This is a genomic window from Candidatus Nitrotoga sp. 1052, assembly GCF_927312905.1.
GTDB lineage: Bacteria > Pseudomonadota > Gammaproteobacteria > Burkholderiales > Gallionellaceae > Nitrotoga.
Genome location: NZ_CAKMHQ010000008.1, coordinates 1 through 12,596, shown reverse-complemented (window position 1 = coordinate 12,596; position 12,596 = coordinate 1). Strand labels below are relative to the sequence as shown.

Annotated in this window: 12 protein-coding genes; 2 read left to right on the top strand and 10 right to left on the bottom strand. The window is 52.2% G+C overall.

From position 1 onward, the window contains the following. The 10 genes from MJ768_RS01300 to MJ768_RS01255 all read right to left on the bottom strand — a co-directional run. Positions 1-286: hypothetical protein (locus MJ768_RS01300; protein WP_239287486.1), on the bottom strand; the 286-nt coding region annotated here is incomplete at its 3' end. Between the two features lie 28 nt (positions 287-314). Beyond that, entirely contained in the window at positions 315-1,574 is a 1,260-nt protein-coding gene (tolB, locus tag MJ768_RS01295; protein ID WP_239287485.1) for a Tol-Pal system beta propeller repeat protein TolB, read from the bottom strand. Positions 1,575-1,592: 18 nt separating this feature from the next. Then, entirely contained in the window at positions 1,593-3,116 is a 1,524-nt protein-coding gene (locus tag MJ768_RS01290) for an energy transducer TonB (protein ID WP_239287484.1), read from the bottom strand. After that, entirely contained in the window at positions 3,113-3,535 is a 423-nt protein-coding gene (tolR, locus tag MJ768_RS01285) for a protein TolR (protein ID WP_239287483.1), read from the bottom strand. The genes MJ768_RS01290 and tolR overlap by 4 nt, the downstream gene beginning before the upstream one ends. Then, positions 3,532-4,206 carry a protein TolQ gene (gene tolQ, locus MJ768_RS01280; RefSeq protein ID WP_239287487.1) on the bottom strand — a complete coding sequence of 225 codons (675 nt, stop codon included), beginning with the start codon at positions 4,204-4,206 and terminating at the stop codon, positions 3,532-3,534. Before tolQ ends, tolR begins: the two co-directional genes overlap by 4 nt. A gap of 14 nt (positions 4,207-4,220) precedes the next feature. Then, positions 4,221-4,640: a tol-pal system-associated acyl-CoA thioesterase gene (gene ybgC, locus MJ768_RS01275; protein ID WP_239287481.1), complete on the bottom strand. Its 420-nt coding sequence runs from the start codon at positions 4,638-4,640 to the stop codon at positions 4,221-4,223. 286 nt (positions 4,641-4,926) lie between these two features. Then, on the bottom strand, positions 4,927-5,988 hold the full coding sequence (ruvB, locus tag MJ768_RS01270; RefSeq protein WP_239287480.1) for a Holliday junction branch migration DNA helicase RuvB: 1,062 nt from the start codon (positions 5,986-5,988) through the stop codon (positions 4,927-4,929). Then, positions 5,985-6,563: a Holliday junction branch migration protein RuvA gene (gene ruvA, locus MJ768_RS01265; RefSeq protein WP_239287479.1), complete on the bottom strand. Its 579-nt coding sequence runs from the start codon at positions 6,561-6,563 to the stop codon at positions 5,985-5,987. The genes ruvB and ruvA overlap by 4 nt, the downstream gene beginning before the upstream one ends. Before the next feature lie 105 nt (positions 6,564-6,668). Then, positions 6,669-7,205 carry a crossover junction endodeoxyribonuclease RuvC gene (gene ruvC / locus MJ768_RS01260; protein ID WP_239287478.1) on the bottom strand — a complete coding sequence of 179 codons (537 nt, stop codon included), beginning with the start codon at positions 7,203-7,205 and terminating at the stop codon, positions 6,669-6,671. Positions 7,206-7,257: 52 nt separating this feature from the next. Beyond that, positions 7,258-7,983, bottom strand: coding sequence for a YebC/PmpR family DNA-binding transcriptional regulator (locus MJ768_RS01255; protein WP_239287477.1), 726 nt, complete (start codon positions 7,981-7,983; stop codon positions 7,258-7,260). 549 nt (positions 7,984-8,532) lie between these two features. On the opposite strand from MJ768_RS01255, the gene MJ768_RS01250 reads away from it, so the two are divergent. Both MJ768_RS01250 and MJ768_RS01245 read left to right on the top strand, forming a co-directional pair. Beyond that, complete coding sequence (locus MJ768_RS01250; RefSeq protein ID WP_239287476.1) at positions 8,533-10,044, top strand: NAD(P)H-dependent oxidoreductase; 1,512 nt, start codon at positions 8,533-8,535, stop codon at positions 10,042-10,044. A 184-nt stretch (positions 10,045-10,228) separates the two neighbouring features. Beyond that, on the top strand, positions 10,229-12,596 hold a 2,368-nt coding region (locus MJ768_RS01245; RefSeq protein ID WP_239287475.1), incomplete at its 3' end, for a hypothetical protein.

Sequence of the window (12,596 nt, the reverse complement as noted above, 5' to 3'; positions counted from 1 at the left end):
CCACTGCCTTTGCCGCTGCCTCTTCAGCCACTGCCTTTGCCGCTGCCTCTTCAGCAACTGCCTTTGCCGCTGCCTCTTCAGCTACCGCCTTTGCCGCTGCCTCTTGATTTGCCGCCTCGCTCAAGGTATCAACCGCCACAGATGCACCAGGAGCAGAATCCACCGCTGCTGACAGGGGTGCATCCACTGCCCGCCCCCTCTTCTTGAGGTCACCCACAGGCGGCTCGTCGCTGGCACAAGCAACTAATAGGCTCGCCAGCAATACTCCAATCACTATGTTTTTCATCCCCTATCCCTTATTAAATAAAATAATGTTACTGCTTCAAAAAAGGCCCCCAAGTCGGCTCACGAACATCCCCTGCCTGTGAGGACAACCTTTGCTTAACCCTGCCATCGCTGGAAACAATTGCCAGTATACCACGGCCCTGCGCCTCAGTTGCAAACAGGACCAGCTTTCCGTTAGGGGAAAAGCTTGGTCGTTTTTCCCATCCACCTTCGCTCAATAATTGCATCTGCCTGCTCTGGAAATCCTGAACGGCAACATGAAATCGCCCACTAATCTGATGCGCAAAAACAAAACTCTTGCCATCCGGGCTATATCGCGGCGAGAAATTATTACCACCTTCAAAGGTCAACCTCTCAGCAGTCTTCCCCTCTACTGGCATCCTGTAAATTTGCGGGCTACCTCCACGATCAGATGTAAACAACAGATATTGTCCATCCGGAGAAAAACTAGGCTCAGTATCGATCGCACCGCTGAACGTGAGGCGACGCAAGTCGGTGCCATCCGGACGAACCAGGTATATCTGCGGACTGCCGTCGCGCGTCAGCACGACGGCAAGATGCTTACCATCCGGTGCCCATGCTGGGGCGCTATTACTTCCCCGTGCATTGGACAGTACCAATCGTTGATTAGTAACTAACGATTGTACATATACAACCGCGTGACCCTGCTCTAAGGTCACATAGGCAAGCTGGCTGCCGTCCGGCGACCATGCTGGCGACATGATAGGTTCATTGATCGACAGCACAGCTCGATCGTTATAACCATCGCTATCCGCCACCACCAGACGGTTGTTCTTGCCCTGCCGGCTTACATACGCAATACGCGTGCTGAATACCCCAGGATTGCCCGTGAGCTTTTCATATATCAGGTCGGCAATGCGATGACCGATGGCGCGCATTTGATCACCTTTGGCGGTTACAGCTTGGCCAAACAATTCGGTTTGCTTTACTGCATCGAGCAAACGGAATTTAACCATGACACGACCATCCTGCTGCGTCTCCACACTGCCAATGGCCAAAGCTTCCACTCCACGCCAGTCGGCATACACTACATCGCGTGGCTCATGCGGCGTCTTGTTTACCGGGTTAACCAACCGGAACAATCCACTGCGCTTCAAATCCATGGACACCACTTCTGTGATGCTCTGAGCGAGTTTCTCCTCGTTGGCGAATGGGACGATAGCAACCGGAATCTGGCGTTCTCCTGCCCCTACAATATCGATGGTCAACACAGCGCGAGCGGGTAAGGCGATGCAAAACAAAACCAGCAAAATCCAATAACGTAACATGTTCACTCCTCTCATAAACTATTCCTTTGGACTAAATTTGAGACGCAATTCACGAAAGTTGTTGAATAGCGCCGCATCCGGCGGCAAGGGCAACGGCTCCGCTTTCTTAATGGCGCGTTCCACCGCGCTGTCATACGCCGCGCTCCCACTCGGCTTAACCAATGTTGCATTTAACACCATACCACCAGGTAGCAGCGTCACTTCAAATTCCGCACGCGCATTATACGGTATATCCGGCAGCATCACGATATTGCGGCGTATCTTGGCGATGATCTTGGCCTTATATTCAGCCACTTCCCTGCCTATGGCCGCTGCTTGTGCAGCACGCGCGCGCTCTTGCTCAGCCTGTGCTTTCTGCTCGGCGCGCGCACGCTCTTGTTCAACTTTCGCTTTCTGTTCGGCTTGCGCCTTCTGCTCAGCCTGTTCCTTCTGTTCCGCCAGCAGCTTTTGCTCGGCCTGCGCCCTCTGTTTCGCCCGCTCTTTCTCTTCGGCCTGCGCCCTCTGTTTCGCCCGCTCTTTCTCCTCGGCCTGCTCCTTCTCCTTCTTCTCAGCTAGAGCTTTCTGTTTCGCCTGCGTCTTTCGTTCAGCCTCAGCTTTTTGTTCCATCTCGGCTTTTCGTTCGGCCTCAGCTCTTCGTTCCATCTCAGCTTTTTGTTCCATCTCAGCTTTTCGTTCGGCCTCAGCTCTTCGTTCCGCCCTTACCTTTTGTTTCGCCAAGGCTTTCTGCTCGGCCTGTGCCTTCTGTTCCGCCTCAGCCTTCTGTTCCGCCTCAGCCTTCTGTTCCGCCTGGGCCTTCTGTTCCGCCTGGGCCTTCTGTTCCGCCTGGGCCTTCAGTTTAGACTGAGCATCCACCTTTTCTATTTGTCGCTTAGGCTCAGGCTTCACAGCTTCTTGTAACTTTTCCTGCAACCTTTTCTTTTCAGCCAATTCGAAATCGGCCTTGAGTGACGCCGCAGACTTCACCGGTTCAACCACTTTGGGTGGCTCGGCTTTCTCCAATTCAGCCTTGAGATTGCGACGTAACTTAGCAACGATATTAGCCTGCTCGGCACGAGCTCGCTCATGCTCAGCCCGTGCCTTCCGTTCTTCAATCATCTTCTGCTCAGCCTGCACCTTCTGTTCCGCTAGCACCTTCTGCTCCGCTAGCATCTTCTGATCAACCTGCACCCTCAACTTTTCCTGTCTCCTTTGCTCAGCCTGCACGTCCACTTTTGCCACTTGCCGTTTAGGCTCTGTTTTCACCGGCTTGGATTTTTCCTGAGGCCTTTTCTTCTCAGATAATTCTATATCAGCCTTAGGTGGCGCCACAGGCTGCATAGGCTTAACCAGTTTGGGCCGCTCAATCGGTTTAGGAGGCTCAACCTTTACAGGAGCAGTCTCCATCCCAGGCAAACTATCCCAAATATCCACCACCATGCCCTGCGGAGGCTGCGCCTGCCAGCTGGCACCAAAATATAACAGCGCGAAGAATGCACAGTGAACCGCCAGCGCCAATGCCCCGGCACGTAGCTTATAGGGTTTGGCATACACGATCGCGCTCATCGCCCCTTGGTTTGCGCCAACAGACCGACTTTCTTAATCTGTTGCCGTTGCAACACGTCCATAATGCTGATCACTTCTTCATAACGTACATTCTTGTCAGCAGAAATCACAACTGGCTGATCCGCGTTCTGCGCCTGCTTCTGCTTAAGGAGCTCAATCAATTCCTCACGTGTAACGCTCTGCTCCTGGCCCTTCTTACTTCGATCATTCAGCGCCAGCGTAGTATCTTTCTTGATGATCACTTCTAATGGCGCAACAGGCGGCGCGAGTGATTTACCCACGCTGGGCAGATCAATCTGCCCAGGATTCATCAGTGGTGCTGTAATCATAAATATCACTAGCAACACCAACATCACGTCTATGTAAGGCACGACGTTAATATCGCTCATTGGGCGCATGGCGGAACGGCGTGGGATCATGGCTGACGTTGCAGTACGTTAGAGAATTCTTCCATAAAAATTTCAAAACGTGAGGCTAGACGCGTAATATCATGCGAGTAACGATTGTAAGCAACCACGGCAGGAATAGCGGCAAACAAACCCATTGCAGTAGCTATCAATGCCTCTGCTATGCCGGGCGCAACGTGTGCCAACGTGGCCTGGCCGACATTAGCCAAGCCACGAAATGCATTCATAATTCCCCACACCGTACCGAATAGCCCGACATAAGGACTCACCGAGCCAACTGTGGCTAGAAAGGCCAAATGCGATTCAAGAATATCCATTTCGCGCTGATAAGTGGCGCGCATGGCACGACGCGTGCCATCCATCACCGCATTGTTGTCCATATCATGTTTCTTTTTGAGCTTAAGGAACTCAGTGAAGCCAGCGGCAAAAATTCGTCCCATACTGCCCGAATCACCGCGCATTACAGAAGTATTTTGATACAACCTATTGAGGTCATCATTATTCCAGAATGATTCCTCAAATTCCTCACTTTGCTTCACCGCCTGCCTGACAGTAAACATCTTGAGGAATATGAACCACCATGACATCAATGAAACAAGTAACAATAAACCCATTACCAATTGAACAAGTACGCTGGCGTTCTGAATCAAATGGATAAACGATAAATCCTGTGTTACATCCATATTTACAATATCCTTTAGTTTTTCCATTGCTCTCGCAATACTTCCGGCACACTCACCGGCTTGAAATTATCCATTGTCACGCATACCAAATGTACTTCCGCCTCAACCAGTACATCCTCGTCACGCAGCACACTCTGACACAGGGTCACACGACTACGTCCGACATCCTTCAGTTGCGCGCTGACAGCAAGTAAATCATCAAGCAAAGCAGGCTTGAGATAATCCAGCCTCAGTGAACGAACCACAAATACCATACCGAATTCGCGCATCAACCCCGTATTACTGTAACCATAGCATTCCCGCAACCACTCAGTCCGCGCGCGCTCTAAAAAGTTCACATAGCTAGCATGATATACCACTCCTCCCGCATCGGTGTCCTGGAAATACACCCGCACTGGCAGTGAAAAATTTGATTTAAGGGTTGAATAAAACATGTAATTTAATCTTAAGCGTTTTTGTCACCAAGAATCTAGCGCACCATGCTGAACCATGCCATTCATATCTTCAATTGTATATTTCTATATTAACAAGGCATCGGTTCAACCGACAACCCCTCACGGTTCCAATGTGCTAATCAGGCTACCATCACAACTTATGCATTCGCTCCAACGATCTTCGTTGCAATTATTTCTTATCTTTTTGTGTACCTCGCCACTCTAAAAACCTTCCCCCAGCCTATGCAGGAATGACGAATGCCAGATTCTTGACAATCCCCTGTTTCTATTGGCTCTCCTCCCATAAGTCTTTGATATTCACATTGCGCGGCTGCACCAGTCCAAAATGTTTATAGGCATTAGCGGTCGCCACCCTTCCACGCGATGTGCGTTGCAAGTAGCCCTGTTGGATCAAATAAGGCTCCAGCACATCCTCAATGGTATCGCGCTCCTCGCCGATAGCAGCGGCAAGGTTGTCTACGCCCACCGGACCACCGGTAAACTTTTCGATCACAGTCAACAATAATTTTCTATCCATCGTGTCCAATCCCTGCACATCCACATCGAGCATGGTCAACGCGGCATCTGCCACTGTGCGCGTAGCTTCGCCCTGCGCCCTTACTTCGGCAAAATCGCGCACGCGGCGAAGCAAACGATTTGCAATGCGCGGCGTACCGCGTGAACGCTTTGCGATTTCCAAGGCTCCCTCGGACGAGATCGGCAATTCCAGTAAACCGGAAGAGCGCGTCACGATGCGTTGCAATTCACTGGTGGTGTAAAATTCTAGTCGCGCCACGATACCAAAACGGTCGCGCAGGGGGTTGGTCAACATACCGGCACGAGTGGTTGCTCCAACCAGAGTGAACGGTGGCAAATCCAGTTTCACCGAGCGCGCCGCGGGACCTTCGCCGATCATGATATCGATCTGATAATCCTCCAGCGCGGGATACAGGATCTCTTCCACCACCGGCGACAGACGATGGATTTCATCGATAAACAGCACATCGTTCGGTTCGAGATTGGTTAACAGGGCAGCAAGGTCACCGGCACGTTCCAAAACCGGCCCGGAAGTATGGCGCATGTTGACACCCATCTCGCGTGCGATGATATGTGCCAACGTAGTCTTGCCCAGTCCTGGCGGGCCGAACAGTAACACATGGTCAAGAGGCTCCTTGCGTTTGCGAGCTGCTTCAATGAAAATTTCCAGCTGTCCGCGTATTTTTTCCTGGCCGATATATTCGTCCAGATGTTTAGGACGCAATGCACGCTCCTGCATTTCCTCCTGCAAAGAGACCGGAACGGGAGAAATAATGCGATCGACCGCAGTCAGATTATCGTTTTGGATCATGCTTTGGATAATAGCTTAAGTGCCTGGCGGATGCCGTCCGCCACATTTGCATCGGCGGACAATTGTTTGGCTGCCCAATCCGCTTCCTTCCCGCTGTAGCCCAACGCCAACAGCGCGTTAGTAATATCGTTGCCATGTGGCGTCACAACACCACTTGCGCCATCCGACACAGACACGATGAACTTATCTTGCAACTCCAACAACAGACGCTCGGCGGTCTTCTTGCCAACCCCTGGAATTCTGGTTAACAGCCCCACTTCCTTACTCGCCACGGCAATGGCAAGATCGTTCAAGCTCAAGCCAGACAGCACCGACAGCGCCAACTTCGGACCCACGCCACTAATTTTCAACAAGTGACGAAACGCCACGCGCTCGTCCTCAGAAGCAAAGCCATAGAGCAGGTGTGCATCCTCACGAACGATAAGTTGAGTATATAGCACCACACGTTCATGCAGTACAGGCAGGTTATAGAAGGTGCTCATCGGCACATTCACCTCATACCCCACGCCTTGAACATCCAACAAAATTTGCGGCGGATTTTTTTCCAACAAGTTACCTGTCAAACGCCCTATCATGTTTCCCTTGTTAATCTTTCTCGGCTAATCGTGCAAGCGCGATAATTATTGCATTAGAAAAATTACAATCACATTTATTCTGTGGCTGGAGAAGTTACCATGCTTTTAGCTTAATCTGCCATTCCGCATGCGCAAGCCCTTGGTAGCCAACTGGCCCAACCCCATACCAGCGTGCGCATGACAAATCGCACATGCCAGCGCATCCGCCGCATCCGGGCTGGGGGAGCCGGATAATTCCAGCAATCGCTGTACCATATCTTGCACCTGCTCTTTTTTCGCATGGCCGTTGCCTACCACCGCCTGCTTCACTTGCAACGCAGTGTATTCTGCAACCGGCAGGCTCGCCAGCACCGCAGCGCAAATCGCCGCACCGCGCGCCTGCCCCAGCAGCAGAGTGGATTGCGGGTTGACGTTAACGAATACTTTTTCTACTGCCACCAGCTGCGGCTGATGCGTTTCAATCACCTCACGCAATGAATTGAGAATGACTTTAAGACGCTCTGGCAGCTCGCCTACTGGCGTTTTGATACAACCGCTAGCGACATAAATGAGCTTTTGCCCCACTTTGTCCAGCACGCCAAACCCGGTGATGCGCAGACCGGGGTCTATACCTAAAATGCGTGCGGCAGAAGAAAGGCTCATCGATATAGGGAGGATTTACCCTTTCCCCTTATCCCTTCTATTCCCTCTTTATTCATTCCGCAATCACGGCCGTGGTATACACTTCTTGCACATCATCAAGGTTTTCCAGCGCGTCCAATAGCTTTTGCATGCGCACTGCATCGTCACCAGTAAACATCACTTCGACAATAGGCTTCATAGTTACTTCCGCCATTTCCGGCTTAAAGCCGGCTGCTTCCAAGCGCTGCTTCACTTCAACAAAATCATTGGGTGCGGTGATAACTTCGATACTGCCGTCATCATTGCTCACTACATCCTCTGCTCCCGCGTCCAGCACTACTTCCATTAGCGCGTTCTCATCGGTGCCAGGTGCAAAAATCATCTGCCCGCAATGTTTAAACAGAAATGACACAGAACCATCCGTACCGAGATTCCCGCCGTACTTGGTGAAAGCATGGCGCACATCGGCCACGGTGCGTGTCTTATTGTCGGTCATACAATTTACCATTACCGCTGCGCCATTGATGCCGTAGCCTTCGTAGCGAAGCTCAATATAATCCACACCTTCCAGTTCGCCGCTGCCGCGTTTGATGGCGCGCTCCACGTTATCTTTCGGCATATTCTGATCATAGGCTTTTTCCATCGCCAAACGCAGACGCGGATTAGTGGCCGGATCGCTGTCACCCAACCTGGCCGCCACGGTAATTTCCTTGATCAAGCGTGTAAAAACCTTGCCGCGCCTTTCATCCTGACGACCTTTGCGGTGCTGAATATTTGCCCATTTACTATGACCTGCCATGACATTTTCCCCGTTGATTGATTCCCGCAACCGACGCCGCAAGGATTTGCATCCTGATAAAGTAGCGCGGCTTTAAATTCGAAGTGCAACAGCTGATAATAAAGTGATGCTGCATTTCAGTGTAGCGCACCTTCTTCTTAAAGAATACCTGAAATAATGTTCTACATCCCAGCGCTTTGCGAGACCAATACTTGAGGCCGGCTACCATCCATTACACCTGCTCAGATGCCTTTGCATCGTGCCAGTTGGTTGACTTCCCCTTACTCAACCTTACAATCCCTATAAATACCGTGTTCCCGATAATTTATTGCAACATGATTTATCTAACACGAATGCGTTAGCGGATAAAATAATCTAACGTGCATGGCAAAGATGCCGCCCCCGATGATAAAACTCGCCATGCCCGTTTCCCTCACCCCAACCTTCTCCCGGTAGGAGAGGAAGCAAACGAATCGCTGCGCGAGTTTCACGTTAAAAAAATGGCTGAGAAGCTGATGATATGCGACGAATAGCATAACCGATGGAATTTATGAATCGAGCGATGCCACGATGAAGGTACTTATAATCTTAGGACATCCACGTAGCCCCAGCCTATGTTCAGCCCTTGCAAACGCCTATGAAAATGGCGCGCTAGCGGCCGGCATGGAAGTTGAGAAAATAGATTTGGGGGCAATAGACTTCGACCTTGACGTACACCCAGTCTCACCTCGGGATCAGCCTCTGGAACCTGGTCTGGAACACGCCTTGCAGCTCATCAAGTGGGCAGATCATATGACTTTTATCTATCCCGCCTGGTGGGGAGTAGGACCGGCGCGTCTTAAGGGATTTCTTGATCGGATACTATTACCGGGATTTGCTTTCAGAGAACGTGACGACGGCCACTTCGAGGGATTGCTGACCGGCAAGACCGCCCATCTCATCACCACTTTAGATATGCCACCTTGGGTATACCGATTCATCTACCGCGCCCCCGGTCACAATGCCATGAAGCGATCCGCGTTAGGCTTCTGTGGCATCACTACTACGCGCATTCTTGCGCTGGGCCCAGTGAAGGACTCCGAGCCAATTCAACGAGCCCAGTGGCTGGAACAATCCCGTGGGCTCGGTTTTTCCCTAAGGAATGGTGCCTCAAGCTATATCGATCGTATTACCACTAAACTGAAAGCTTGGCTCAAGGCGCTACGTCTCCAGTTTTATCCGATGACCTGGATGGCCTATACGGTAGGCGCATTGGGAGCAGCCGCGGCAAGTGAACACTGGAACACAGGGGTCTACTGGCTGGGTTATGCCTGCCTGTTCTTCCTGGAGGCAGCCACGGTATTTACCAATGATTGGTTCGACTATGAAAGTGACCGGTGCAACCGTCATTTCGGCCCCTTTACTGGCGGCTCTCGGGTACTTGTGGATAAAAATCTAAGTTTCGGTGAACTACGCGTGGGCATCGTAATATCATTGATGGCCGCCGCGGCCTGTACCGGCTTGCTCATGGATTATCTTGCAGGCAACAGTTCTGTACCTATCGTAATACTCATAATGACATTATTAGGGCTGGGCTATACCGCGCCTCCGCTGAAACTCGCCTGGCGTGGGCTGGGGGAACTCAATGTAGCTGTCACCCACAGCTTTGGTGTAATACTGTGCGGCTATATATTCCAAGGTGGGGAATGGAACAGTCCCTTTCCTTGGCTCATTAGCCTGCCGCTGCTTCTGGCGGTAATGCCGGCCATCATCCTCTCAGGCATCCCAGACTTCGAGGCAGATAAACAAGCTGGCAAACGCACCTTGGTGGTACGCCTGGGATTAGGCTGGACAACGCTGCTAGCTCTGGTATTAGCCGCGGCGGCGCCATTAGTCGTGGTACTCATCAAAGATCAGCCGGCTTTGCGCGGGAGCTTCCAAGGATTGCTACCGTGGGTGCTACCCCATGTTTGTCTGCTCGGATTTCTGATTTACCGTGCCTGGAGACAACAACAGCTATGCGGCCGCATTGATGGGCTGATGGTGGCATCGTTGACCTATATCATTTGGTTTGGATTGATTCCCTTGTTGCATTTAAAATGAGCTAGAAGTACCATCTAAAATGCATTAATTGCGCAGCACTATAAAACAATAAAGCTCAGCTCAGCACTGCGTTGAACGCCATAAAAAACTGGACGTTCACAACCTCTCCGCCATTTATTCCTTTCCAAAGCACCCTCATAAAGGACGTTTCTGGTTTCGACTGTGTGCATATTGATAAGGGAAAATGATGTCAAGCTTACTGAAGGTATCAGGGACGGTGGCAACTAAAAAAATATTCGCGATACTTTTTGCGCTCATCGCGTTGCATGCCACGATGTTTGAAGCGCACGCAGCGCCAGCGCTCGACAGTTCGTTCGGAAGCAGCGGCATCGTGCGCATCGGGGTGCCCTCCGGCGCGGAGGATACGCCATCCGCGTCCGCCCTGCAGCGCGACGGCAAGTTGCTGCTTGCCGGTTGGACGGCGGGACGGCAATCGCACGCTTTTGTTCTCCGGCTGCTTCCGAACGGTGTCCCTGATGCCACGTTCGGCCAGAATGGGGTTGCCTTGTTCGATCTGCCCATTGGATACTATAATCATGTCGAACAACTCGAGCAGGGTGCCGATGGTTCCATACTGATAAATGAATCTAGCGGGAGCAGCTATACACTGACCCGACTCACCGCTGCCGGCATTCTTGACACCAGCTTTGGCACGCAAGGTTTCTTCAGTGTGGCTGACGGGGCGCGCTTCGTGCAACAGCCGGACGGCGGTCTGCTGATCGTCTCAGACGCCACACAACTCCCGGGCCCCACGCAAGAGCCACAATTTGAATTGCGACTTACACGCCTTAACTCAGCCGGCGTGCGTGATTCCACCTATGCACCGAACGGCGAAAAGATACTCAGCGGCCTGCCTCCAAATTTTTTGATGGCCTCAAGTGTTCCACTTGTCGCTGAACCGAATGGTGGGTTTGCAGTCATGGCAAGAGAGGCCCTTAGCGGCGGCACTTATCTGCTGGCTCGCGTGACGGCCGCCGGCACGCTCAATCTTGGCTTTGGAAATGGCGGTTTGGTCTCGGGGCACAACTTGGGCAACCCCTTCGATCAGCCGGTCGCGATGGTGCGCACCGTCAATGGCGGATTGCTTCTGATGGGCGATGCTTCAACCCTCGCGAGCGGCACCAAGCGCGTATTGTGGCGAGTCACTGCCGGTGGCTTGGCCGATGCATCTTTCGGTACTGCCGGTCGACTTGAGATCGGCGGCGGCAGCTCCTACGGTTTTCGATTGGCAGCGCTGAGTGATGGCAGTATCGCATTGCTCGACAGCGTCTACGCCACAACTGCGCACGTGAGTCGCCTCGATGCCAGCGGAGTCCTGGATAGTGCTTTTGGTGCTGCCGGCAGCACGACGATTGCACTTGCCGGCTATGATGCGTTCTCCGCCATAGGCGTCCTGCCAAATGGCGCAGGCGGCTTGTTGATACCGGCTGCGGCCGCTCGGATCATGATATGCGCCCCCTTTCTTGGCCCTTGTTTTCCTAGAGGCGCGGATGCAGCCGTCGCAAGCCTCGATAGCAGTGGTCATCTTCAAACAAGCTATGGTCGAGGCGATGGCTTCGCTGTCGCTGTCATGAACACCGCCGAATACAGCAACGACAAAATTGACACGATACTGGTTGAAACTTCCGGCAAAGTTGTGCTTGCAGGTAGTTCAGATGCAGACGCGACCTTTGGTTATTTTCTTGAACGCCTGACGGCAAATGGTTCCCCCGACATTGAATTCGGGACGAACGGGCGCGTGGCGCCAAGACAGAACAACCCCTTCATGGGTAAGGTGCGTGCAGCTGAACAAGAAAGCGGCGCGATAACGGTCGTGGCCGGAAGAGCCGACACGGCGTTTCGTTTTGACTCTACCGGGACGCTCTACACCGGATTCGCACCCGCTCTCGCAGTACCGGCGATATCCCAAACGGATATCGCGTTGGGCGTTCGTCCGGATGGACGCATGCTTTACGTAATGACAACACCGAACAGCGGAATTGGAGCTGCATATTTGCAGCAGACAATGCCGGATGGCACACCTGACCTGGATTTTGGCGCGAGTGGTAAAATCGGATTCGCGTTGTCTGGGGAGGGTTCATTCCAGACGGATCTGGTTTTGCTTGGCGATGGCTCAGTTGTCTTTGCCGTGCTGACGAATCAGAACCTGCGTCTTTATAAGGTCGATCCGCATGGGCAACCGGTAGCTTCGTTTGGGACGGCCGGACAGCTTACCTATGCTGTTGCCGATACACGCTTTGTCGCACCATTCTCCTTGCTCTCACTGAGTGATGGCACCCTGCTGGCTGGCATTCGCGACGTACCATACTATTCGTCATTATTCGGTTCGCCAAGCGGATCACTCCTCGTGATTCGGATTTCCAGCAATGGCATGCTGATCGGGGCGAACAATTTGTTGGCGGATCTGGGTAATTTCACTTGGAATTTTGCTGCACTGCCCGATGCTAGTGTGGTGATAGCGCGCAGCCGTAGCTATAGCACAACAAGTTCGGTAGCACTATATCGCCTGCTTCCGAATAACAGCCTTGATGCGAGTTTTGGCATCGGCGGGG

What these genes read in the sequence shown, in the direction of transcription:
- tolB (WP_239287485.1), bottom strand. Translation starts at nt 1,574, where the DNA reads ATGTTACGTTATTGGATTTTGCTGGTTTTGTTTTGCATCGCCTTACCC.
- MJ768_RS01290 (WP_239287484.1), bottom strand. Translation starts at nt 3,116, where the DNA reads ATGAGCGCGATCGTGTATGCCAAACCCTATAAGCTACGTGCCGGGGCA.
- tolR (WP_239287483.1), bottom strand. Translation starts at nt 3,535, where the DNA reads ATGATCCCACGCCGTTCCGCCATGCGCCCAATGAGCGATATTAACGTC.
- tolQ (WP_239287487.1), bottom strand. Translation starts at nt 4,206, where the DNA reads ATGGATGTAACACAGGATTTATCGTTTATCCATTTGATTCAGAACGCC.
- ybgC (WP_239287481.1), bottom strand. Translation starts at nt 4,640, where the DNA reads ATGTTTTATTCAACCCTTAAATCAAATTTTTCACTGCCAGTGCGGGTG.
- ruvB (WP_239287480.1), bottom strand. Translation starts at nt 5,988, where the DNA reads ATGATCCAAAACGATAATCTGACTGCGGTCGATCGCATTATTTCTCCC.
- ruvA (WP_239287479.1), bottom strand. Translation starts at nt 6,563, where the DNA reads ATGATAGGGCGTTTGACAGGTAACTTGTTGGAAAAAAATCCGCCGCAA.
- ruvC (WP_239287478.1), bottom strand. Translation starts at nt 7,205, where the DNA reads ATGAGCCTTTCTTCTGCCGCACGCATTTTAGGTATAGACCCCGGTCTG.
- MJ768_RS01255 (WP_239287477.1), bottom strand. Translation starts at nt 7,983, where the DNA reads ATGGCAGGTCATAGTAAATGGGCAAATATTCAGCACCGCAAAGGTCGT.
- MJ768_RS01250 (WP_239287476.1), top strand. Translation starts at nt 8,533, where the DNA reads ATGAAGGTACTTATAATCTTAGGACATCCACGTAGCCCCAGCCTATGT.